The sequence below is a fragment of the Pseudomonas sp. MPB26 genome, assembly GCF_046605355.1.
Classification (GTDB): domain Bacteria; phylum Pseudomonadota; class Gammaproteobacteria; order Pseudomonadales; family Pseudomonadaceae; genus Aquipseudomonas; species Aquipseudomonas cedrina.
In genome coordinates this window covers 3,903,794-3,924,836 of the sequence record NZ_CP176793.1, presented here as the reverse complement: position 1 = coordinate 3,924,836, position 21,043 = coordinate 3,903,794, and the positions used below count along the sequence as shown (strand labels likewise).

Genomic DNA, 21,043 nt, shown 5'->3' with positions numbered 1-21,043 from the left:
CAGGTCAACGCCACCGGTGCGCACGCCCATTCGCAACAGCAGAGGTAAATACATCGATGACCACGCAACCCGGCGCCATCCTCGATCTCGGTTTTACCGAGCGCCTTTCTCAGGTACGCGCGTCCATCGAGAAGCGCCTGGATGAGTTACTGTCCGAAAGCCGCAACGAGCGCGACCTGGTGGCGCTCGCCATGCGCGAATCCACGTTGGCGCCCGGCAAGCGCATGCGCCCTATCCTGCTGATCCTGATTGCCGACGGGCTTGGGCATAAAAGCAACTGCGCCCTGGACCTGGGCTGCGCGGTGGAGTTGATCCACGCCGCGTCGTTGGTGCTCGACGACATGCCGTGCATGGACAACGCATCGCTCAGGCGCGGCCGGCCAACCGTGCATTTGAAGTTCGGCGAGGACGTGGCGATCCTGACCGCAGTCGCGTTGCTGAGCCGTGCGTTCGGTGTAATTGCATCAATCAGCGACTTGGCGCCCGCGATCAGGACCCAACTCGTCGAGCTGGCCGCCAACGCGGTGGGCATGCAGGGGCTGGTCAGTGGACAGTTTCAGGACCTGCGCGACGGCCAGCGATCCCGCAGCCCCGAGCAGATCGCCTTGACCAACACGCTCAAAACGGGGGTCTTGTTCGGCGCTATCGTGGACATGGCCTGGCTGATCAGCAACAGCGACGAACGCGTACGCGCGGTCTTGCAGAACTTTGCCCTCGAGTTGGGGCAGGCCTTCCAGATGTATGACGATCTGTGTGACAACTGCCCGGACAGCGGCAAGGACCAGGGCAAGGACGTGGGTAAGTCCACCTTCGTTTCAATTTACGGCGCGGACAAGGTCAGGGAGCAGCTCTATACGCACCTGGCCAACGCCGAGCGCAACCTGCGCCAGGTCTTCGACGATGCCGACATGATTGCCGGCTTCATGGCGATGGTCTTCAAAAAAGCAACGATCACCCGCTGATCAAGGCTGTGGTCGCTGCGCAATGGCCTGCTTGAGCGCCGTGCCGTCGGTGAACCGTTGCTCCTGCATGACGGCGCCGCCCTTGAGCGTCAGCCATTGAACCGAATCACGGTCGCCCTTGTACTCACTGGCGACCCGGCCATCACGGTCCAGCAGGATCCGGTATTTGGCAGAACGCATCGCCGGCACAGCCACCATCTTGACCAGGGAAGGCATCTTTTCGATATCTGCGACATAAATCATGTGACGGGCTTCGAGATAGCCGGCGGGTGAGTCTTCGATGGCGGCGTTCACCAGTTTCGCCGCCGCCATGCTGCGGGCCACCAGCAGCACCTGGGCATCGTCGTCGAGGGTATAGGCTTTGTCATTCTGGTCGAGCAACGTCCACTTTTTGACCGGCACAATCGCGTCGTCCGCCAACGCGCTGAAGCACTGAAGCAATAGGGCCACGAGAACAAGACGTCGCATCGTAGAAAACCTCGTTAACGAAAGGGATCCCTATACTAAGTCAGTGGTGCTCAATTCGTCTGGTCATTATCGCGATGGGCGTTGCGGCCTTTGTGCAACTGCGCTGGCCGAACGCGGCGTGCTTTCCTGCAACGCCGCAGCAGACGCTCGCGGAGGCCGGCGGGTCTGAAGGATAGGCAGGCGTTCCAAAAAGTGGGTAGGTGAATGAACCTGCTCTATTCCCCTAAGCGTGAGCGGCATGGATCCGAACTGGTGCGACGATTGCTGGCACGCTACGGTCTCGGTATTCCGGGCACATCCATATTGATCTTGCGCCAGAAGGCTTCAGCGAAGCTGTAAACCGAGAACGCAATCAGCCCTAATGCCATCACTATCAAAATCAACCAACCAGCTGGTAGATTTTGGAGCGCGTCCAGTGCTTCCTTCATACCAGGTGGATCCATGGCTTGATAAGTGGAGCCGCTGATTGCCAGCAGCACCGCAATCTCTAGAAATACAACCCCACGGGCAACCAGGCCGAATCGAGATACAGGACGGACATACTGCATGACGTCTTCATCGGCCTCAAAATATTTCTCGAACGACGCCTTTGCTCCCTTGATGATGTGAGCAATACCTACGCCCAGCGGAACGAGTGCGATCAGGTACACCATCAAATTCGAATGATCCCAAGACAAAACATGCGCCAGCCAGTCTTTGGCCTGCCCACTGGATTTACCCGAACTTCTAATGCCGCTAATGAGCAGGCTCAATGCAAAAAGCGCTAAAGCGCCGTTAACCATACCTCCCGCCAACAGACCTGCGCGAATCACCAGGCCTTTGAGTTCTTTGCCGTGATGATCGACATCACGCGTAGCTTGCAGGACGCGCCAAGCCGCAAATGCGAGCAGACCTGTCACCACAAGCCCAACTAAAAAATAGCCAAATGGTTGGCTTAGCAGTGCTTCCAGGCTCTTGTGGCTGTCTTTCGGTTTTGTCGAATCATGTGCTGCCAACAGTGCGAAGATACCGATGATCAAATAAAGCAGTCCCCGAGCGGCGTAGCCTCCCCGAGCAAGTATCACTAGGCTGTTTTGCGCGGACATTCGATTATTCCCGAGTTCAGATAAAGGAGCAGACCCCTTTCGCTGGGTTGGGTTCTATTTTAACGGCTTCATGCTGGTCACGCTGTGCGCTTTGATCCCCCCGAAAAATCCAAGGCAAAAAAAAGCCTGCATCGCTGCAGGCTTCTCTTTGTCTTGCTATCTGGCTCCACGACCTGGACTCGAACCAGGGACCCAGTGATTAACAGTCACTTGCTCTACCAACTGAGCTATCGCGGAATGCGCCGTATGTTACTGATTGAAAAGGATAAGTCAAGCCTTCTCTGGCCCTGACCGCGATTAAACCGGAGGGTCGGTTGAAACCGCGTGCTCCCTGGCCAACTCCAGCCAGGCCAAGGCCGCCGGCGGCAGGTGGGCGCTGGCGCGCCAGGCCAGGGCGATGTGCCAGTCGGTTTGGGGTTCGTCCAAGGGGATCAGGGCGATTCCCGCGTGTTGATGCTTGTGCGCCAGCATGCGCGGCAGGAATGCCACGCCCAAGCCGGCGGCGACCAGGTCGACGATAAAGTCGATCTGCCCGCTGCGCGCGGTAACTTTGGGCGTGACGCCTTTGCGCTCGCAGGCGGCGAGAATCTTGGCGTTCAGGGCAAAGCCGGCTTCAAACAGGATGAAGGCTGAATCCGCCAGGTCGGTGAAGTCGATGCGCGCGCGTCCGGCCAGGGGGTGATCGATAGGCAGTACGGCCATCAGCGGTTCATTGCGCACGGGTTGGTAGTCGAAGGCTTCGTCTGTCGGCAGCAGCAGCGCCGCCAGGTCGACCTCCCCTGCTTCCAGGCATTCACGCAGTTTCTTGCTGCCGTATTCGGTGAGTTCGATGTCGATGTCCGGGAAGCGACTGCGGTAGGTGGCAAACATCGCTGCGAACAGCACGCCGCAGCCCACCGGCGGCAGGCCGATGCGCAGTACGCCGCGCTTGAGGCCGCGCAAGTCGTTGATCTCGGCGACCAGGTCGTTATGTTCAGCAAGCAGCACCAGGGCGCGACGGTAGGCGATCTCGCCGGCAGCGGTGAGTTCATTGCGGTGGCCAAGGCGATTGAGCAATGGCGTTCCCAGTTCGTCTTCGAGGGTCTTGACCGCCTTGCTCACCGTGGATTGAGTCAGGGCGACCACCTCGGCGGCCTGGGAGAAACCGCCCTGGCGCACCACTTCGACAAAAGCTCGTAAGGTTCTCAGGTTCATCAGTATTCCTTTAACGACTAGCCGCCAGCGATAAAAGTTGTTTTTATCATGCCAGTTTTTTACCTATGCTGATCCGCCCTGCCTTGTGGAGACTTTTTTTCATGATCATCTCGTCCGCCTCCGACTACCGCGCAGCGGCCAAGCGCAAGCTGCCGCGCTTTCTGTTCGACTACATCGACGGCGGCGCCTACGCCGAACACACGATGCGTGCGAACAGTTCGGACCTGGCCGAGATCAGCCTGCGCCAGCGCATCCTGCGCAATGTGGACAGCCTGAGCCTGAAGACCACGGTGTTCGGCCAGACGCTGGACATGCCGGTGATCCTCAGCCCGGTAGGCCTGACCGGCATGTACGCGCGGCGCGGCGAAGTGCAGGCGGCGAAGGCGGCGGCGAACAAAGGCATCCCGTTCTGCTTGTCGACGGTGTCGGTGTGCCCGATTGAAGAGGTGGCTTCACAAAGCCCGCAAGCGATCTGGTTCCAACTGTACGTGCTCAAGGACCGTGGCTTCATGCGCAACGCGCTCGAGCGAGCCCAAGCTGCGGGCGTGACAACATTGGTATTTACGGTGGATATGCCCACGCCCGGCGCGCGCTACCGCGATGCCCACTCAGGCATGTCCGGGCCGTTCGCGGCACAGCGGCGCATGTTGCAGGCCGTCACCAAGCCACAATGGGCGTTTGACGTGGGCTTGATGGGCCGTCCCCACGACCTGGGCAATATTTCCAGGTATCTGGGCAAGCCCACTCACCTGGAAGACTACATCGGCTGGCTGGCGAACAATTTCGATCCGTCGATCAGTTGGAAAGACTTGGAGTGGATCCGCGAATTCTGGAAAGGCCCGATGATCATCAAAGGTATCCTCGACCCCCAGGACGCCAGGGATGCCGTGAGTTTCGGCGCCGATGGCATTGTGGTGTCCAACCATGGCGGCCGCCAGCTGGACGGCGTGCTGTCCACCGCCAAAGCGCTGCCCCCGATCGCCGACGCGGTGGGCGACGACCTCACGGTGCTGGTGGACTCCGGCATCCGTTCCGGGCTCGACGTGGTGCGCATGCTCGCCTTGGGTGCCAAGGCATGCCTGCTCGGCCGCGCCACCGCCTATGCACTGGCCGCCGATGGCCAGCACGGCGTGGAAAACCTGCTGGACATCTTCGCCAAGGAAATGCGCGTGGCCATGACCTTGACCGGCGTCACCTCCATCGCACAGATCGACCGCTCCACCCTGGTTTACCCCTGACCTTGTAGTGAGCGGGCTCGCCCCGCGCTGGGTGGCGAAGCCGCCCCAAACCAGGCGACCGGGTTCTACCTGGAACTCGGCGGTGTATTTATTGGGGCCGCTTCGCAGCCCAGCGCGGGGCAAGCCCGCTCACTACAGATGTGCCGGCAAGAATTTGTAGATATGCGTACTTTTATTAGTGGGGGCAATCAGGCCCTTACTTGCCAAATAACTGGCGTCATAGTTCGGTTGCTGTTTTTCTGCGATAAAGCAGCTGCTTGATTTATAAGGCGTTTAATTTAATTAAAACGTTTGGCATGAATCTCGCTCTAACCCTTTTCAAGCAGGTCAAGCGATGACAAGACGTGCGGCGGTGCCCAGGGGTTATAACCCATTGCAAAGCGGTCTAGACTGTAACCAATGTTTTACGGAACTGAAGGAACAGTAAGACGCCTGGCACTCGCCACTCTCATCGAGCCTGTAAGACAGCTAAGTGCGTAGAGGCCGATCGCTTATGAAAACACCTACCCAGACCAACGCAATTGACTTTGACAGTGCCAAATTGCAACGCCTGGGATTTGGTCAGCCATCCCTCCTGCCGCGCCGCCCCACCACGGTCACTCAACTGCGCCAGCAACTGGGCCTGCAGTTGCAAACCAGCCTGGAGCCGGAGCGCATCCTCGCGGTGTTCTTCCGTGAGATCCAGCGCCTGGTGCCCCTGGACGCCTTGCAATACCGCCATCAGGCCAGCGACCTGCGCCTGGAGCTGGGCCATCGCGGCCACCATGCGGTGAACTACAGCCTGAGCCATGAAGGCGAGCACCTGGGCGAGTTGATCTTCCGTCGCAACCAGCGTTTGTCGGAAGAAGAACTCGGCCAGCTTGAATCGCTGCTGGCCACCCTGCTCTACCCGATGCGCAACGCCCTGCTTTACCGCGCCGCCACCCGCAGCGCCCTGCGCGACCCGTTGACCGAGACCGGCAACCGCATTGCCATGGACCAGACCCTGCAACGGGAAATCGACATGGCGCGCCGGCATCTGAACCCGCTGTCCTTGCTGATGCTGGACATCGACCACTTCAAGACCATCAACGACACCCACGGCCACGCCGCTGGCGATAGCGTGCTGCGCGCCGTTGCCGGGGCGATCAAGGGCCAGTTGCGCAACGTGGACATGGTGTTTCGGTTTGGCGGGGAAGAGTTCCTGGTATTGCTGTCCAACACCGGCCGGGACGCGGCGGCGATGATCGGTGAACGCCTGCGCCAGGCGACACAGGCCCAGGATTATCGGGCGGATGGAACGCGGATCGAATTGACGGTGAGCCTGGGCTGCTCGACCTTGCTGGCCGCTGAGTCCGCCGAAAGCCTGCTGCGCCGCGCCGACAGCGCCTTGTACGTGGCCAAGCGCGCAGGCCGCAACCGCTTGGCGATGGCGGGGTAGAAACCCCGCCATCGTCTTGCGTCACGCTTCGCTGGCGACCCGCGCCTGGCGCTCACGCACAACCGCGGGTGCCTTTTCTTTCTCCAGGCGCATGCAGCTTTCCAGGAACAGGTACATGTAGTCGTAGCTCTTGCACACGGCCTGGCGCAGCTCTACCTGCAATGCCTGGGTCGGGTTCGTCCCCGCCAGGGTGCAGATGATTTCCAGCGCTTCCCATGGATGGGCGTCATCGTACTGAGCGTGCATCTTCAGCCACTTCATCGCACGCTTGCGTTCTTCCTCCGGGAAGGCCGCCGCGTAGACGCCGGTGGAACACACCACGGCGGACCATTCCCCCGTCGCCCCTTCGATTGCATAGTTGGTCGCGGCAATCGCCACGATCAGCGAATCGGCGGAACTTGTGTGCCAGCACCAATGGCTCAGTGCGTGCAACTCCGGCGGCACATCCTGGGCCTGCAATTCTTCCAGGCTCACACCGTGGGCACGGGCCCAATGCACCCAATAATCGGCGTGGTTGAGTTCCACGCGGATATTGCGCATCAGCCAGCGGCGCGCCATGTCTTCACCGGGATGGCGGGCAAATTTGGTCTTGGTGAGGTTCTGTGCCATGTACAAGGCAAACTGTTCCACCACCGGCCAGCCACCGATGAGGTAGTGACGCATGGTCTTGGCGCTGAGCGTGTTATCGCGCATGCGCTGGTACAGTTCGTGCTCAACAACTCGACGCTTGCTCTCGCTACAGTCCTGGATCAATTGCTGAGCCCAGGCGGGGTAACTGGAGGCTTCCATAAGCGGGCCGGTTCTGTTGAAGGTGTCGATCACTGTTAAGGCTCCTTTTTAAGTGTGATTGTACAGACCAGCAAATGTTTCAGCGGAACGTGCCGGGCGCCTTGAATAACAGAGGCTGGGGCCGCACAGGTCGACACTGCAAGCTATCAAAGGTAAACAATTGCGGTCGTTCGATCAGGTAGCCCTGAGCGTAATCCACACCGATTTCGAGCAGGGCCTGTTCGATCTGCGGTGTCTCGACAAATTCTGCAATTGTGCGCTTACCCATGACGTGGCCGATGTGGTTGATCACTTCGACCATCGCGCGGTTAATCGGGTCGTCCAGCATATCCTTTACGAAACTTCCATCGATCTTCAGGAAGTCTACAGGTAAATGTTTGAGATAGGCGAATGAGGACATTCCGGCACAAAAGTCATCCAGCGAAAAATGGCAGCCTAAGGCTTTGAGTTCATTGATAAAGCGAATCGCACTGCCCAGATTGGCGATCGCGGCGGTTTCGGTAATTTCAAAACAGATCATGCTGGGCGGGATGCTGTAAGCCTCAAACTTTTCGTGCAAAAACCCGAGGAAGTCATCATCGCCAATGGTGATGCCCGACAGATTGATCGCACACATGGCCATGGGTCGGCCCGGCCGCTCCTGCAGGCAACGAGCGATAATCTGGAACACATTCTCCACCACCCAACGGTCCAGGGACGTCATCAACCCATAGCGCTCGGCGGCCGGGATAAAGCTGTCGGGCAAGATAATGCGGCCGGCCTCGTCATGCAGGCGCAGCAGGATCTCGATATGCCCATCGCCTCCGTCGACCTGCCCCAGCGGCGAGATCTCCTGGGCGTACAGGCAGAATCGGTTCTCTTCCAGGGCCATGTGCAAACGTTGCACCCAGGCCATTTCGCCAAAGCGCACGGAGAGTTCCGAGTCGTCGGCGTGATACACCTGCACTCGGTTGCGGCCTTTTTCCTTGGCCATGTAGCACGCCATGTCGGCGGCGCGCAGGGAAGCTTCCAAGGTGGTCGGGGTCTGGCCCAGGTGCACCAGGCCGATGCTGACGGTGGTCATGAACGGCCGGCCCTTCCACACAAAGTGCAGGCTTTGCACGGTATGGCGCAGGCTCTCGGCGATTTTCTCCGCCACCGCCGCCGGGCAATTCTCCAGCAGGATGCCGAACTCATCGCCCCCCAGCCGCGCCAGGGTGTCGCCCTCGCGCAGGTCCGACTGCAGCACCGCGCAGATATGTCGCAACAGTTCGTCACCCGCCGCGTGGCCACAGGTGTCGTTGACCAGTTTGAACTGGTCGAGGTCGAGGAACATCAATGCATGCCGCCCGCCCTGCTGCTGCGCGGCGGGATGCAGCACTTGTTCCAGGCGGAACTCGAATTCACGGCGGTTGGCCAGGCCGGTCAGGGCGTCGTGAGTCGCCTGCCAGGACAAGTTGGCGATGTACTGCCGCTCCTGAGTCATGTCATGCAACACCAGCACCGCGCCGGTAACCTTGCCGGCGCTGCGGATCGGCGCGCCCACCAGCGTTACCGATACCGTGCTGCCATCCAGGCGCTGGATGGTTTTAGAGTGCTCGCTGCCGCCACTGAGCCGGCCCTTGACGATATGGTCGATCAAGGTAAACCCGTCGGGCTGTGCATTGTCATCCAGCAGCTTGAACAGCGCCGCCAACGGCAGTCCTTGGGCCTGGGCGGACTTCCAGTGCGTCAACGCCTCGGCCGCCGGGTTCATATAGGCGATGGCGCCGTCGACGTCGGTGGTGATCACCCCGTCGCCAATCGACTCCAGCGTGATCTGCGCGCGTTCCTTCTCTTGTTGCAGGGCGTCGGCAAAGGCGTGGCGCTGGGTCAGCAGCTTATGCGTGCGCAACAACGCCAGCACAATCAGGCCCAGGGCCGTGGCCAGGTTGGTGATCAGCAGCAACCGCAGGATCATCCGCGAGCCTTCGCCCAGGGCATCGCTGAACGCCTTGGCCGCCGGGGTTACGCCTTCATTGATCGCGATGATATGCGCCTTCCACTGCCGCACATCGTTGGCGCTGACCTGGTCGCGGCGGATCGCGCCGTGCATCTCGCGGGCCAGATCATCGAGCTGCACCAGGTAGCCGTCGCCCACAGTCCACAGCTCGATGGCCTTTTCCAGGTAGCTGAAATGGCGAAAATTGAGATACAGCCAGATCAGGCTGGAGACGTCATCCGGGTGGTTGCCGCCCTTGAGAATGCCCAGGCGAGCAGCCGCAAGATCCGGCGTGGGACGATCGAGCGCGACGCGCAGCTCATGGCCGCCCTGGGGCACCGCGATAGCCTGCAGGTATTTGAGGTAGGTGGCTTCATCGCGGTTATCGGCGTAAAGCGTCAGGTAATAGATGGCGTCTTTCTGGCCTTTGGACCACAGGCTCTCGCCGGCCACATAGCCACGCACCGCTGAGAGCATGAAGAGACTGATACAGCCCAACAATGCCTGGAACAGCACCACTGCGATGAAAGGCCATACGATGCCCAACAGCCTTGGCGTTCCGAGAGTCCGCTTTTGCTTCATGAAGTCCCTTACACATGCACTGCTGGATACGCACGCGAAAATCCGCTTCCGATAGCTGAGCCTAGGCTAAATCAACGTACTTGTTGCAAGTGCCCGTAGAGCTTGGCGTACAAGCCGCCATCGGCAATCAATTGCTGATGATCGCCATCCTCAGCAATGTGACCACCGTCGAACACTAAAACTCGATCGGCCTGCTTAACCGCCGACAGGCGGTGAGCGATGATCAGTGTAGTACGCCCGCTGAGGAAGCGCGCGAGCGCCTGGTGCAGGTTGTACTCGGTGGCGGCGTCGAGGGCGGAGGTCGCTTCGTCGAGGATGACCACTTTCGGTTCGGCCAGCACCATGCGCGCAATCGCCAGGCGTTGACGCTGCCCACCGGAAAACCGCACCCCGGAACGCCCCACCACACTGTCCAGGCCCATCGGCAATGCCTTGACGGTAGCATCGAGCTGGGCGATTTCCAGTGCGTGCCAGCAGGCCTGGTCACTGCGCTCGCGGCCCATGGTCAGGTTGGCGCGCACGGTATCGTTGAACAGCGCAGGGTGTTGCAGTACCACGGCAACGTTTTCGCGGATGGTCTCCAGGCCGATTGCCTGCTGGGTGGCACCGCCAAAGCGGATAATGCCGGCCTGCGGCGTATAGAGCCCGAGCAACAGCTGCACCAGGGTGCTTTTGCCGCCGCCGCTGGCGCCGACAATCGCCACCTTCTCACCGGGGGCGATGGCCAGGTTCAACTGGTTCAGTACCAGATCTTCGCTATAGCCAAAATTGAGCCCGCGCACTTCGATGCCGACGGTCTCACGCCCGGTGAACGGGTCTTCGCCGCCGGCGTACTGCGGCTCGTCGGCGCGGGCCAGCAGTTCGTTGATCCGCGTCAGCGCTCCGCCCGCCGCGTAATAGGCGTATTGCAGGTTCAACAGTTGCTCCACCGGGCCGATCATGAACCACAGGTAGCTGAACACCGCGAGCATCTGGCCGATGGACAGGTCGGAAAACAGCACCGTGAGCATCGCCGCCGCGCGAAAGATGTCGATACCGAACTGGAACAGCAGGCCACTGGCACGGCTGGATGCGTCGGTTTTCCACTGGGAATGGATGGCGAAATCACGCACTTCCCGGGCGCGCTGGCCCAGGCGCCCGAGGAAAAAACCCTGGCGATTGCCGGCGCGCACTTCCTGAATGGCATCCAGGGTTTCGGTCAGGGCCTGGGTGAAGCGCGATGTGCTGTCGTTTTCCAGCTTCTTCAGGTGTTTGACGCGCTTGCCCAACTGCACCGTGGCATAGATCACCAGCGGGTTGAACAGCAGGATCAGCAAGGCCAGTTGCCAGTGCATCCACACCAGGATCGCCGAGGTGCCCACCAGCGTGAGCATGGCCACCAGGAAGCGACTGAGGGTTTCGCCGACGAATTTGTCCAGGGTGTCCAGGTCGGTCACCAAGTGCGTGGTCACCGTGCCACTGCCCAGGCTTTCGTATTCGCCCAGAGAAATGCGCTTGAGCCGCTCGATCAGGCGCACGCGGATGCGGTACACGATGTCCTTGGCCAGCCGCGCAAACAGCCGCGCCTGCACCACGTTGAACACCAACGCGCCGCAACGCAGGCACAGGGTCACCAGCAACATCAGGCCGATGTAACCGGCCGCCTTCTGCCAGCCCAGCGGCAGTGCATGGTTCATCACCTTGAGGGCTGCATCGCCATGGCCCAGCAGTACTTCATCCACCAGCAGCGGCAGGAGCAGAGGGATGGGCACGCTGCACAGGGTCGCCAGCACGGCGACGCCGTTGGCGACCCACAGGGATTTCTTGTGACGCAGGGCCAGGCGGCGAATTTCCGCCCAGGTCAGTCGGTCAGTGCGCTTGGGCTGGTCATGCACAGGTGGCTCGCTCCAGCCATCGGCCCAGCAAAGGCGACAGCTCGGACAACGGCTGGTAACCATTGGTCAGCAAGGCCAACTGGCCATTGCGCTCGGCGAGCAGCGTCGGGAAACCGGCGATACCCAGATCCTGCACCCAGGTGAAATCGGCAGCGGTGGCGGCATGCTGCTCGGCGCGGTCGAAGGCGCCGGCAAACTCGATACGCGGGATGCCCGCCTGCTCGGCCAGCTCCACCAGCACACTGGCGAGGGTCACATCGCGGCCCTCGACGTAGAACGCGCGCTGGATCAGCCCCAGCAGTGTCCATGCACAATCCGGCGCCAGGCTGCTTGCCGTGACGATGGCGCGGCACGCCGGTTCCGTGTCGTACACAAAGCCATCCGGCAATGCGCCTTCGCGCTTGAACGGCTGGCCGGTCGCATCGGTGACCGCCTGCCAGTGCTCCAGGATGTAGCGCCGGGTGGTCGGTTCCAGCGCCGCACCGCTGCCGGTGCGTAAGCCGCCCACCACCAGGTGCAGTGGCACTCCGGCCGCCTGGGCCTGCTCTACCAACGCCGCGGCCACCGGGGCAAAACCCCAGCACCAGGAACACATCGGGTCCATCACATAGAGCAGGCGCGCGGACATGGCTCAGGCCTCGGAAGGAGTTTGCTTATAATTGAAGCCGATCGGGTGCGGCATATTGCGGGCCTTGGCCAGCTCGATCTGCTTTTGCCGGTCGATCGCACTGCGCCGGGTTTTCTCCGGCAGCTTATCCCAGCAATGCGGGCAGCTGATGCCAGCCACGTAGTGCTCGGACGCGCGGTCTTCCACGCTGACCGGTGTACGGCAGGCATGGCATTGATCGTAGTCGCCTTCGCTCAAGTCGTGGCGCACCGTGACGCGGTTGTCGAACACGAAGCAGTCGCCCTGCCATTTGGTCTCTTCCTTCGGCACCTCTTCCAGGTACTTCAGGATGCCGCCCTTGAGGTGGTAGACCTCATCAAAGCCTTCGCTGAGCATGTAGCTCGAAGCTTTCTCGCAGCGAATGCCGCCGGTGCAGAACATCGCGACCTTCTTATGCCTGGCCGGGTCGAAATTGGCTTTGATGTAGTCGGGAAATTCGCGAAAACTGGTGGTCTTCGGGTCGATCGCGCCTTCAAAGGTGCCGATGGACACCTCGTAGTCGTTGCGGGTATCAATCAACAGCACCTCGGGGTCGCTGATCAGCGCGTTCCAGTCCTTGGGTTCGACGTAGGTGCCGACCTTTTTGTTCGGGTCGACCCCTTCGACGCCCAGGGTCACGATTTCTTTCTTGAGCTTGACCTTGGTGCGGTAGAACGGCTGGTCGTCGCAGTAGGATTCCTTGTGGTCGATGTCGACCATGCGCGGATCCTTCTTCAGCCAGGCCATCAGGCCGTCAATGCCCTCGCGGCTGCCGGAAACAGTGCCGTTGATGCCTTCTTCGGCGATCAGCAAGGTGCCTTTGATGCCGTTGTCGACCATCGCCTGCAGCAATGGCTCGCGCAGGGCCACGTAATCTTCGAGGGTGACGAACTTATACAGTGCCGCCACCACAATCGGTTGAGTCATGGGTGTTCTCTCCAGGTGGCTACCCTCGTAAAGGGTGAACCGGATGCAAAAAAAACGCGCCGTCTGAGCGGCGCGTTGCGGATTCTAACAGGGATAAATCGTTAACTGTAGGAGCGAGCTTGCTCGCGAAGACCGTGAACGATGACGCGGATAACCTGACACCCAACGGCGCTCTCAGGTTTTTCGCGAGCAAGCTCGCTCCTACAGTAGATTAAATATCACCCCGTCAGTGCCCGCCGGCGCAGGTCGGCGAGGCCGGGGCTGCGTCGATCTTCGCCCATTCTTCAGGCGTGTAGGTATGCAGCGCCAGCGCGTGGAACTCGCCCATCAGGTCACCCAGGGTGGCGTAGACCTTCTGGTGGCGCTTGACGCGGTTGAGCCCCTCGAACTGCGGGCTGACCAGCACGGCCTTGAAGTGGGTCTGCAACCCACGGCTGTGCATATGGCTTTCGTCCAGCACGCTCAAGTGGCCGGTGCCCAGGGCGGCAAGCGCCGTTTCGATACGCTGTTGCATGGTCATTGCTGCTTACTTCTTCTTGGCCGGTGCGGCTTTAGGCGACAGCTCGTTGGTCATGTCTTCCAGCAGCTTGTTCACCACCGGCACGGCGCTTTCCAGCTTGGCCTGGGTCATCTGGGCTGATTGCTGGGTCAGTTGCGGCATTTTCTCCAGGACTTTCTTGCCCAGCGGCGACTGGTAGAAGGCAACCAGGTCCTTGAGTTCCGATTCGCTGAAGTTGGTGGTGTAGAGCTTGACCATGTCCGGCTTCAGCTTCGGCCAGCCGATGGCCTGGTCCAGGGCGGCGTTGGCCTTGGCCTGGTAGCTGTCCAGCACGGACTGCTTGGCGGCAGGCGCCTTGGTCTGTTCGAAACGCTGGGCAAACATTTGCTGCACTTGCATGTACACCGGGGTACCCAGCTTGTCGGCATGGGCCAGGGTAAGGAAGGCTTCGGCACTGGCGTTGTGGCTGGCGGTATCGGCAAAAACCTGGCCGCTGGCGCAAACCAGAGCAACCGCGGTACAGATGGCACGAAGACGAGTCATCGAGTTTCCTTTCTAACAGGCGAGGTAAGACCCCAAGGGCGCCCATTCTGCGCCTAAAAAACGCCATGGCTCAACCCCACCCCTTGTCGGGCCCGGATTTGTGGAGGATGAATCCGATGAAAAGTCTTTTTTGGAACCCGCTGGGTCGATCAGGGCCTAAACTGCGCAAACTGACCTGAAGGAGTGTGCCCGATGAGCCGTATCGAAACCGACAGCCTGGGAGAAGTCCAAGTCCCGGATGATGCTTACTGGGGCGCCCAGACCCAACGTTCGCTGGTGAATTTTGCCATCGGCGAGCAGCGCATGCCGCTGCCGGTGCTGCACGCGTTGGCGCTGATCAAGAAGGCTGCGGCACGGGTCAATGACCGCAATGGCGACCTGCCCGCCGACATCGCCCGCCTGATCGAACAAGCCGCCGACGAAGTGCTGGCCGGCCAGCATGACGACCAGTTCCCGTTGGTGGTGTGGCAGACCGGCAGCGGCACCCAGAGCAACATGAATGCCAACGAAGTGATCGCCGGCCGCGCCAACGAGCTGGCGGGCAACCCGCGCGGCGGCAAGAGCCCGGTGCACCCCAACGATCACGTCAACCGTTCCCAGAGTTCCAATGACTGCTTCCCTACCGCCATGAGTATCGCCGCCGTGCAGGCGGTGCACGAGCGCCTGTTGCCGGCCATCGCGACACTGTCCGGTGGTTTGGCCGAACTGGCGGCGCGGCATATGAACCTGGTGAAAACCGGCCGCACCCATATGATGGACGCCACGCCGATCACCTTTGGCCAGGAACTTTCGGCCTTCATCGCCCAGCTCGATTACGCCGAACGCGCGATCCGCAGCGCGTTGCCCGCCGTGTGCGAGCTGGCCCAGGGCGGCACCGCCGTCGGCACCGGGCTCAACGCACCACAGGGTTTTGGCGAAGCGATCGCCTCGGAGCTGGCGGCGCTGTCGGGCTTGCCGTTCGTCACGGCGCCGAACAAGTTCGCCGCCCTCTCCGGCCATGAGCCGCTGGTCACCCTTCACGGCGCGCTGAAAACTCTGGCCGTGGCCCTGATGAAAATCGCCAATGACCTGCGCCTGCTGGGCTCGGGCCCGCGCACCGGGTTGGCCGAGGTTAAATTGCCGGCCAACGAACCGGGCAGTTCGATCATGCCGGGCAAGGTCAACCCGACCCAATGCGAGGCACTGTCGATGCTGGCCTGCCAAGTGCTGGGCAATGACGTGACCATCGGCATGGCCGCCAGCCAAGGGCATTTGCAGTTGAACGTGTACAAACCGGTGATCATCCACAACCTGCTGGAATCGATCCGCCTGCTGGCCGACGGCTGCAATAACTTCCAGGAGCATTGCATTGCCGGTCTCGAACCCGACGCCGAGCAAATGGCCGCACACCTGGAACGGGGCCTGATGCTGGTGACGGCGCTCAACCCGCATATCGGCTACGACAAATCCGCCGAGATCGCCAAGAAAGCCTACGCCGAAGGCCTCACGCTGCGCGAAGCCGCTTTGCAACTGGGCTACCTGACTGACGCAGAGTTCGACCAGTGGGTTCGCCCGCAAGACATGCTCGGCGCCTAGGAGGCCATGCGTAGACGCCGGGCCTTGAGCCCGGCGAGCAACGACGGCGCCAACGCGACCATCGCCGACCCCAGCACCACGATCAGCGCCCCGAAATACCCCAGGGCGTTGATCTCTTCGGCCTGTACATAGGCGGGCCAGAGCCACGCCGCCAGGGCCACCGCGACAAACGTCACCAACGGCGTAAGCGCCAACGTCGCACTGACACGCGAGGCTTCCCAGTGGGCGAGCGCTTCGGCAAAGGCGCCATAGGCCACCAGGGTATTCATGCAGCACGCCAGCAGCAGCCAGCCTTGCAGCGGGCTCAGGTCCAAGGCCTCAAGGGGATGGGCCCAAGGCGTGAGCAATACCGCGCAGAACAGATAAATCACCATCATCACTTGCAGCGAATTCCACACCGTCAGCAACTGTTTCTGGCCCAGGGCGTAGAACACCCAGATCGACGTGGCCAACAACACGGTCAGCACGCCGGCGGTATAGATGCCCAGTGAGGTGAGCAATTCCAGCAGGCGTTGATTGAAGAACAGGCCGAACCCGACCATCAGCACCAGCAACCCCAGCACCTGCCCCCGGCTGAAACGCTCCTTGAACACAAACACACTGGCGACCATCAGAAAGATCGGCCCCATCTGCACCACCAGCTGTGCGGTGCCGGGGCTGAGCATTTTCAGGCCCACCAGGTACAACACATAATTGCCCACCAGGCCGCACACGGCCATGCCCACCAGCCAACCGCCCTTGGGGCCCAGCACCTTGCGGCTGGGCAGGCGCCGGGTGAGCGCCAGGTAGACGAACAGGCATCCCCCGGCCACCGTCAGGCGAAACCAGGTGACGGTGATCGGGTCCATCACTTGCAGGACCTGCTTGAGCTTGATCGGCAAAATACCCCAGAGCAGCGCGGTCAGCAGGGTCAGGAGAAAACCATAGACCCAACGGCCGGAAGAGATGTGCATGAAAGCCCCAAAATGCCAGAGGAAGTGGAACCGGCATTCTAGGGGCATGCGGTGTGCTTTGGGTACAACGCTGTGTTCATGGCACGCCCATCACCAGTACCCCACTGCCGCTGACGGGGCCTGCGGCCGGCAACGAACCCGCTCGACGGACCAGAGAAAACGTCACGTCGTCTGCGCCCGTGCTATTGGTGATGCGGGTCAGGAACGAACCGTTGACCGGTACGGCAGATCCGGCACGCACAAGGGCCGTGCCCACGTCGGCATGGGTCATCAACAGCAGACGTGAATCGAACGCGGAACGGGTGCCTTTGTAAGTAATGGTGATGGGTGTAGTGATCCCGCCATCCGGACATGAATAGGTGAGCCTGCGGTGGCTGATAATGGACGTCGTCAGCGGGTCGGTGCCTATTGCGCGCTGGTGAACGTTGCCAAAATTGATCTCCATGGGCGTGTTGTTGTTGATCGTGCAGGTTGACGGGGAAACGGTAAAGTTATTGGCGGCGGTATAGGTAACGGTCAGTTGCGGCCGGGTGCTGTCGTAGTTGTTCGAACTGGTGAGACGCAACACACCGAGGTTGTCGCCGATTCGCACATCGAACGGATTGGATGGAGAGTTACGTAGCAGAATATAGGGCGTGACATTGATTGGATAAAACGTCCCGTTATTGGGGATGGTGGCTATCCCGATACCCGACGGCACCGGCGTGTTGTAGAAGGATCCATTGATCCGTAGCCCGGTTCCTTCGCGTACAAATTTCGGGCCGGGCGTCCATGCTGTGCCTGCCGCACTCCCACTGGTCCAAAAGTCAGAATGCCAGGCGGGGCCGCCGCTGTAGGTGAATCGACATTCCAGTCTTGCACCTTCCAGCATGATCCTGCTGCGGTCTGCGCTCAGGGTGACGGTAACAGGGACCTGCAAGTTCGGGTTGCCATTCTGCCAGGGGCCTCCGTTGACGCGGCAATCGACAGCGTGTGCGGTCGTCGTCACACCCGCCAGAACGAGAAGCCCGAGGGCTCCCAATAGTCGTTTCATCCTGAACTCTCTCGAACATTTGAAAAAAAGCGCGTATCCCCCTGTGCGAGCGGGCTTGGTGTTATGCATCAGGGCACTCCCATCACCAGCACACCGCTCCCGCTCACGGCCCCCGCGCTCGGTAGCGACCCGTTGCGCCGAACGAGGGCAAACGTCACATCGTCGCCGCCTGTGCTGTTGGTGATATGGGTCAGGAACGAACCGTTCACGGACACCGCTGAACCCGCGCGAACAAGCGCCGTGCCCACGTCCGGATTGTTCATCAGCAACAAACGTGAATCGAACGACGATGGGCTGCCTTTGTAAGTAATAGTGATCGGTGTAGTGATCCCGCCGGCCGGACATGAGTAGTTGAGCCTGCGGTGGCTGACAATCGATGTTGTCAGCGGGTCGGTGCCTATGGCCCGTTGATTCACGGTGCCGAAGTTGACCTCGATGGGATTGTTGTTGTTGATCGTGCAGGTCGATGGAGAGATGCCGAAGTTGTTCGCGGCGGTGTACGTCAGTACGAGCTTCGTGCTTCCCGGACTGTAATTGTTGGTCTGGTGGAGATTCAACGCGCCCAGAGTATCCCCTATTCGAACGTCGATAGGGTTGCTCGGGTCGTTTCGCAGCAGGATATAAGGGGTTACGTTGATGGGGTACGCCAAAAAGTTATTAGGCATGGTCGCAATCCGGATATTAAACGGCACAGGGGTGTTATAAAACGCGCCATTGATACGTAAGCCGGTACCTTGACTGGAAAACTTCGGGCCGGGCACCCAGGGGGGGCCGGCTTGCGCGGAGGTTCCCCAATAGTCTATGCGCGTAGGGTGGGCAGGCGAGGGCGTAAATCGGCACTCCAGCCGTGCACCTTCCAGGATCAGGCGGGTATTGTCTGACCCTACGCTGACAGTGACGGGAACCTGCAGATTCAGAATCCCACCGTCGCCAACATATTGCCATTGTCCGTAATTAACGCGGCAATCAGCGGCTCGCACGGCCGTGGTAACACCCAATAGGACGAGAAGCACTATAGCGCCATGGCGTCGTTTCATTTTGATCTCTCATTGTTCCTCTGAACGTCGCTGCTGGTAGCCAAACCCATGCTGAAACGGTCCGAAAGATAGTTAAGGTTTGCCCAAAGCCGTTTTCAGCCCACCCATGGCTATGGATAGTCCAACGTAAACGTTGAGGTCACCGTGTACGCACCGTGCCCGATGGTTTGATCCTTGATGGCTGTCGGCTCGCCCTGCACATAAGCCTTGAGCTCGATGGCATTGCTGCCGTCGCTCAGCACCTGTTTGTCGCTGACAGTATTCAAGGGCAGGGGTTTGTCGCTCAGCGTCTCTATGCCGACGCCAATGCCAGAGGCGCCGCTGCCGCCGTCCAGCGCGAGCAAACCGCGAAGCTCTCTGTTCTCTACCCCCCCGAATGTGATGGTCACCGAGTTGCCGATGGTGGTATCGCAGTCCTCCAGGTGCAGCTTGAAACGCTTACCCACCGAGCGCGTGTTGATATAGAGGTACTTGCTGGTGAGGTCCCAGAGTTCCAGCGTGATGGCCTCGTCGCCGGGGCGCAGGGTGCAGGCCTCTTCAACCAGGTTGCCTTTGAAACGCAAGTTGTCCGCCGCCTGCCCCAAGGGAACCAGGCCGACAATGAGCAGGAGTGCAATGCCACTGTTTTGAACCCGTTGATATCGCATCGATTCAGCTCCTACTGGTATTCGGCCAACAACGTGGCCACCGCCGTAAACCTGGCGGGAGGCAGCGTTGCACCGGGCTGTTGCACGGGCACTACCTCCAGGGTCGGCGGCGACGACAGGGTGATGTCCAGCGGCGTATTGAGCGGAAACGGCAGGTTGTTCTGAAAAACCCGAATGCCCAGTGCAGGCACGCTGGTCTGCACCGCTGAACCGTCAAACGCCGTGGGGGTACCGTTAACGCTCAGCTTCAATACCCAAGGCAGGGTGTCGGTGCCGCAATTAATGGCGTAGCCAACCCCTCTGCGATACCTCACACCATCGACGCGTTTTACCCCGACATCGCCGAAGTCAATCTCAATGGTGTTGCCCGCATCGATCGTGCAGGGAGGCGGTTCGTTCAGCGTTCCGCTGAACGTCAAATTGGCCGACGCGCCACTGCACAGGCCGATAGCACACAGGGCGAGCAAGGCTCGCGGCTGCCAAGCTGTCATGGGTCGTTCCTCGTATTATCAGTAGCCGTTTTATCGGTAGCCATCATTGGTAATCGACCACCAGGGTCGCGGTGGCGTCGAAGGCTCCGCCGGTCAGCTTGCTGCCCACACGCTTGACCGGCACAGCCTGCACCACGGGAAAATTGGGATAGGTGAAATTCACGGTCGTATTCAGTGGCCAGTCGGCGCCATTCACAAACAGCCTTACGCCGAGGTCCGCTTTGCGGGTGGCAAGCACGCGGTTATCAAACGACGCCGCCGTACCCTTGAGCTCCAGAGTCAACGCATTGCTGAAGGGAGAATTACAGGTGACGGTATACGGCACCCCGCGACGGTAATTGATCCCATCGACCCGTGACGTCAGAAGGTCATTGCCGAACGGCACATCAAGCGTGCTGCCGCTATTGATAACGCATGGCGGAGGCGCGATGATCACCGCGCGAATGGTCAAACTGGTTTCGGCCTGTATGCCCTGGCTGACCGCCAGTAACACGCCGCCGGCAATCACGCCGATTGATTTAGCCATCGTCGCACCCTTACTCATAATTGAGCCTGAAATCCACCACGGCCCTGAATGCCCCACTGGTCAACGGCGCAGCGGTGCGCGTGGGGCGTACATTCCAAGTCTGGGTATTGCGGCCCGCGGGCAAAAACAGCGGCTGGCCCCTTGAGCCCAATTGCACGTCCCGCCCGAGGGCGTCGGTCAACTGCAGGCCCATGCCGGTGATGCCCTGCACTTTGACCAGGCGCGGATCGTCGGGATCGGCCGGCGCCTGGAACGTGACCGACAGCACCGGTTGATAAGCGCTCCAGGTCAGGTTGCCCGTACGCTCATTGCGTATACGCCCGGCGGTGCGCAGGCAATCGGTAAACCGCAGCTGAAAGGCCTTGGGCGTCGCCTGGTCGCCGGGCCGTTGCAACTGGCTGGTCGACACGGCGTCCAGATCCACGGTCTGGTGCAGCGAAGTCATTTCCAGGCTGCACGGCGATTCATGCATGGACCCAAGCACATTCAGCATGCCGCTCATGCCTTCGATATCGTCCTCATCCGCGGCATGTGCACCCGCCGCCAAGGCCCATAACAGGCCGCCCAGAACCTTCATTTTTTGCGACTTCATGA

At 60.5% G+C, this 21,043-nt stretch carries 21 protein-coding genes, 1 tRNA gene and 1 pseudogene; 5 read left to right on the top strand and 18 right to left on the bottom strand.

The genetic code is table 11. The annotated features are described in order from the left end of the window. Nucleotides 1-56: 56 nt before the first annotated feature. Nucleotides 57-962 carry a polyprenyl synthetase family protein gene (locus ACLH0H_RS18165; RefSeq protein ID WP_411379051.1) on the top strand — a complete coding sequence of 302 codons (906 nt, stop codon included), beginning with the start codon at nucleotides 57-59 and terminating at the stop codon, nucleotides 960-962. Here ACLH0H_RS18165 and ACLH0H_RS18160 read toward each other — a convergent pair whose 3' ends face one another. The 4 genes from ACLH0H_RS18160 to ACLH0H_RS18145 form a co-directional block, all read right to left on the bottom strand. Further along, nucleotides 963-1,430 carry a hypothetical protein gene (locus tag ACLH0H_RS18160; RefSeq protein ID WP_411379050.1) on the bottom strand — a complete coding sequence of 156 codons (468 nt, stop codon included), beginning with the start codon at nucleotides 1,428-1,430 and terminating at the stop codon, nucleotides 963-965. Nucleotides 1,431-1,702: 272 nt separating this feature from the next. After that, entirely contained in the window at nucleotides 1,703-2,515 is an 813-nt protein-coding gene (locus ACLH0H_RS18155; RefSeq protein ID WP_411379049.1) for a DUF1206 domain-containing protein, read from the bottom strand. 161 nt (nucleotides 2,516-2,676) lie between these two features. Next, nucleotides 2,677-2,752 (bottom strand) — tRNA-Asn (locus ACLH0H_RS18150). Between the two features lie 60 nt (nucleotides 2,753-2,812). Then, entirely contained in the window at nucleotides 2,813-3,709 is an 897-nt protein-coding gene (locus ACLH0H_RS18145; protein WP_411379048.1) for a LysR family transcriptional regulator, read from the bottom strand. 101 nt (nucleotides 3,710-3,810) lie between these two features. On the opposite strand from ACLH0H_RS18145, the gene lldD reads away from it, so the two are divergent. Beyond that, a complete protein-coding gene (gene lldD / locus ACLH0H_RS18140) occupies nucleotides 3,811-4,947 on the top strand; it encodes an FMN-dependent L-lactate dehydrogenase LldD (protein ID WP_411379047.1) in 1,137 nt (378 codons plus the stop codon). A gap of 493 nt (nucleotides 4,948-5,440) precedes the next feature. Next, nucleotides 5,441-6,367 (top strand): GGDEF domain-containing protein, encoded by a 927-nt coding sequence (locus ACLH0H_RS18135; protein ID WP_411379046.1) that lies wholly within the window; start codon nucleotides 5,441-5,443, stop codon nucleotides 6,365-6,367. 21 nt (nucleotides 6,368-6,388) lie between these two features. Here the strand turns inward: ACLH0H_RS18135 and ACLH0H_RS18130 are convergent, their stop codons facing one another. From ACLH0H_RS18130 to ACLH0H_RS18110, 5 genes are all read right to left on the bottom strand, one after another. Further along, nucleotides 6,389-7,156 (bottom strand): TenA family transcriptional regulator, encoded by a 768-nt coding sequence (locus ACLH0H_RS18130; RefSeq protein ID WP_411382432.1) that lies wholly within the window; start codon nucleotides 7,154-7,156, stop codon nucleotides 6,389-6,391. Between the two features lie 79 nt (nucleotides 7,157-7,235). After that, nucleotides 7,236-9,698 (bottom strand): EAL domain-containing protein, encoded by a 2,463-nt coding sequence (locus ACLH0H_RS18125; RefSeq protein ID WP_411379045.1) that lies wholly within the window; start codon nucleotides 9,696-9,698, stop codon nucleotides 7,236-7,238. A 71-nt stretch (nucleotides 9,699-9,769) separates the two neighbouring features. Then, nucleotides 9,770-11,572, bottom strand: coding sequence for an ABC transporter ATP-binding protein (locus ACLH0H_RS18120; RefSeq protein WP_411379044.1), 1,803 nt, complete (start codon nucleotides 11,570-11,572; stop codon nucleotides 9,770-9,772). Further along, a complete protein-coding gene (locus tag ACLH0H_RS18115) occupies nucleotides 11,565-12,167 on the bottom strand; it encodes a DsbA family protein (protein WP_411382431.1) in 603 nt (200 codons plus the stop codon). The genes ACLH0H_RS18120 and ACLH0H_RS18115 overlap by 8 nt, the downstream gene beginning before the upstream one ends. 36 nt (nucleotides 12,168-12,203) lie before the next feature. Next, nucleotides 12,204-13,145 (bottom strand): rhodanese-related sulfurtransferase, encoded by a 942-nt coding sequence (locus ACLH0H_RS18110; protein ID WP_411379043.1) that lies wholly within the window; start codon nucleotides 13,143-13,145, stop codon nucleotides 12,204-12,206. A 119-nt stretch (nucleotides 13,146-13,264) separates the two neighbouring features. Between ACLH0H_RS18110 and ACLH0H_RS18105 the strand changes: the two are divergent. Further along, nucleotides 13,265-13,354, top strand: a pseudogene (locus ACLH0H_RS18105) (outer membrane lipoprotein carrier protein LolA); the annotation flags it as partial. Between the two features lie 17 nt (nucleotides 13,355-13,371). On the opposite strand, the gene ACLH0H_RS18100 reads toward ACLH0H_RS18105, so the two are convergent. Then, a complete protein-coding gene (locus ACLH0H_RS18100; RefSeq protein ID WP_076953088.1) occupies nucleotides 13,372-13,665 on the bottom strand; it encodes a BolA family protein in 294 nt (97 codons plus the stop codon). A gap of 6 nt (nucleotides 13,666-13,671) precedes the next feature. Then, complete coding sequence (locus tag ACLH0H_RS18095) at nucleotides 13,672-14,187, bottom strand: DUF2059 domain-containing protein (protein ID WP_099586330.1); 516 nt, start codon at nucleotides 14,185-14,187, stop codon at nucleotides 13,672-13,674. A gap of 192 nt (nucleotides 14,188-14,379) precedes the next feature. Here ACLH0H_RS18095 and ACLH0H_RS18090 point away from each other — a divergent pair, with 192 nt between their 5' ends. Next, a complete protein-coding gene (locus tag ACLH0H_RS18090) occupies nucleotides 14,380-15,762 on the top strand; it encodes a class II fumarate hydratase (RefSeq protein WP_411379042.1) in 1,383 nt (460 codons plus the stop codon). On the opposite strand, the gene ACLH0H_RS18085 is transcribed toward ACLH0H_RS18090, so the two are convergent. The 7 genes from ACLH0H_RS18085 to ACLH0H_RS18055 all read right to left on the bottom strand — a co-directional run bounded on the left by ACLH0H_RS18085 (nucleotide 15,759) and on the right by ACLH0H_RS18055 (nucleotide 21,041). After that, complete coding sequence (locus ACLH0H_RS18085) at nucleotides 15,759-16,715, bottom strand: DMT family transporter (protein WP_411379041.1); 957 nt, start codon at nucleotides 16,713-16,715, stop codon at nucleotides 15,759-15,761. The genes ACLH0H_RS18090 and ACLH0H_RS18085 overlap by 4 nt on opposite strands. A gap of 76 nt (nucleotides 16,716-16,791) precedes the next feature. After that, nucleotides 16,792-17,748 (bottom strand): fimbrial protein, encoded by a 957-nt coding sequence (locus ACLH0H_RS18080; RefSeq protein ID WP_411379040.1) that lies wholly within the window; start codon nucleotides 17,746-17,748, stop codon nucleotides 16,792-16,794. A 68-nt stretch (nucleotides 17,749-17,816) separates the two neighbouring features. Next, nucleotides 17,817-18,785, bottom strand: coding sequence for a fimbrial protein (locus ACLH0H_RS18075; RefSeq protein WP_411379039.1), 969 nt, complete (start codon nucleotides 18,783-18,785; stop codon nucleotides 17,817-17,819). Between the two features lie 110 nt (nucleotides 18,786-18,895). Next, nucleotides 18,896-19,432, bottom strand: a complete 537-nt coding sequence (locus ACLH0H_RS18070; RefSeq protein WP_411379038.1) for a fimbrial protein — start codon at nucleotides 19,430-19,432, stop codon at nucleotides 18,896-18,898. Nucleotides 19,433-19,443: 11 nt separating this feature from the next. Beyond that, nucleotides 19,444-19,923 (bottom strand): fimbrial protein, encoded by a 480-nt coding sequence (locus ACLH0H_RS18065; RefSeq protein ID WP_411379037.1) that lies wholly within the window; start codon nucleotides 19,921-19,923, stop codon nucleotides 19,444-19,446. A 43-nt stretch (nucleotides 19,924-19,966) separates the two neighbouring features. Beyond that, nucleotides 19,967-20,449, bottom strand: coding sequence for a fimbrial protein (locus tag ACLH0H_RS18060; protein WP_411379036.1), 483 nt, complete (start codon nucleotides 20,447-20,449; stop codon nucleotides 19,967-19,969). 10 nt (nucleotides 20,450-20,459) lie between these two features. Further along, nucleotides 20,460-21,041: a fimbrial protein gene (locus ACLH0H_RS18055; RefSeq protein ID WP_411379035.1), complete on the bottom strand. Its 582-nt coding sequence runs from the start codon at nucleotides 21,039-21,041 to the stop codon at nucleotides 20,460-20,462. Between the last annotated feature and the right edge of the window lie 2 nt (nucleotides 21,042-21,043).

Excerpts from the sequence above, each read along its gene's own strand:
- ACLH0H_RS18160 (WP_411379050.1), bottom strand. The coding sequence starts at position 1,430 with ATGCGACGTCTTGTTCTCGTGGCCCTATTGCTTCAGTGCTTCAGCGCG.
- ACLH0H_RS18135 (WP_411379046.1), top strand. The coding sequence starts at position 5,441 with ATGAAAACACCTACCCAGACCAACGCAATTGACTTTGACAGTGCCAAA.
- ACLH0H_RS18080 (WP_411379040.1), bottom strand. The coding sequence starts at position 17,748 with ATGAAACGACTATTGGGAGCCCTCGGGCTTCTCGTTCTGGCGGGTGTG.
- ACLH0H_RS18100 (WP_076953088.1), bottom strand. The coding sequence starts at position 13,665 with ATGACCATGCAACAGCGTATCGAAACGGCGCTTGCCGCCCTGGGCACC.
- ACLH0H_RS18075 (WP_411379039.1), bottom strand. The coding sequence starts at position 18,785 with ATGAAACGACGCCATGGCGCTATAGTGCTTCTCGTCCTATTGGGTGTT.
- ACLH0H_RS18055 (WP_411379035.1), bottom strand. The coding sequence starts at position 21,041 with ATGAAGTCGCAAAAAATGAAGGTTCTGGGCGGCCTGTTATGGGCCTTG.
- ACLH0H_RS18085 (WP_411379041.1), bottom strand. The coding sequence starts at position 16,715 with ATGCACATCTCTTCCGGCCGTTGGGTCTATGGTTTTCTCCTGACCCTG.
- ACLH0H_RS18155 (WP_411379049.1), bottom strand. The coding sequence starts at position 2,515 with ATGTCCGCGCAAAACAGCCTAGTGATACTTGCTCGGGGAGGCTACGCC.
- ACLH0H_RS18065 (WP_411379037.1), bottom strand. The coding sequence starts at position 19,923 with ATGACAGCTTGGCAGCCGCGAGCCTTGCTCGCCCTGTGTGCTATCGGC.
- ACLH0H_RS18095 (WP_099586330.1), bottom strand. The coding sequence starts at position 14,187 with ATGACTCGTCTTCGTGCCATCTGTACCGCGGTTGCTCTGGTTTGCGCC.
- ACLH0H_RS18125 (WP_411379045.1), bottom strand. The coding sequence starts at position 9,698 with ATGAAGCAAAAGCGGACTCTCGGAACGCCAAGGCTGTTGGGCATCGTA.
- ACLH0H_RS18165 (WP_411379051.1), top strand. The coding sequence starts at position 57 with ATGACCACGCAACCCGGCGCCATCCTCGATCTCGGTTTTACCGAGCGC.
- ACLH0H_RS18070 (WP_411379038.1), bottom strand. The coding sequence starts at position 19,432 with ATGCGATATCAACGGGTTCAAAACAGTGGCATTGCACTCCTGCTCATT.
- ACLH0H_RS18130 (WP_411382432.1), bottom strand. The coding sequence starts at position 7,156 with ATGGAAGCCTCCAGTTACCCCGCCTGGGCTCAGCAATTGATCCAGGAC.
- ACLH0H_RS18115 (WP_411382431.1), bottom strand. The coding sequence starts at position 12,167 with ATGTGTTCCTGGTGCTGGGGTTTTGCCCCGGTGGCCGCGGCGTTGGTA.
- ACLH0H_RS18110 (WP_411379043.1), bottom strand. The coding sequence starts at position 13,145 with ATGACTCAACCGATTGTGGTGGCGGCACTGTATAAGTTCGTCACCCTC.
- ACLH0H_RS18145 (WP_411379048.1), bottom strand. The coding sequence starts at position 3,709 with ATGAACCTGAGAACCTTACGAGCTTTTGTCGAAGTGGTGCGCCAGGGC.
- ACLH0H_RS18060 (WP_411379036.1), bottom strand. The coding sequence starts at position 20,449 with ATGGCTAAATCAATCGGCGTGATTGCCGGCGGCGTGTTACTGGCGGTC.
- lldD (WP_411379047.1), top strand. The coding sequence starts at position 3,811 with ATGATCATCTCGTCCGCCTCCGACTACCGCGCAGCGGCCAAGCGCAAG.
- ACLH0H_RS18090 (WP_411379042.1), top strand. The coding sequence starts at position 14,380 with ATGAGCCGTATCGAAACCGACAGCCTGGGAGAAGTCCAAGTCCCGGAT.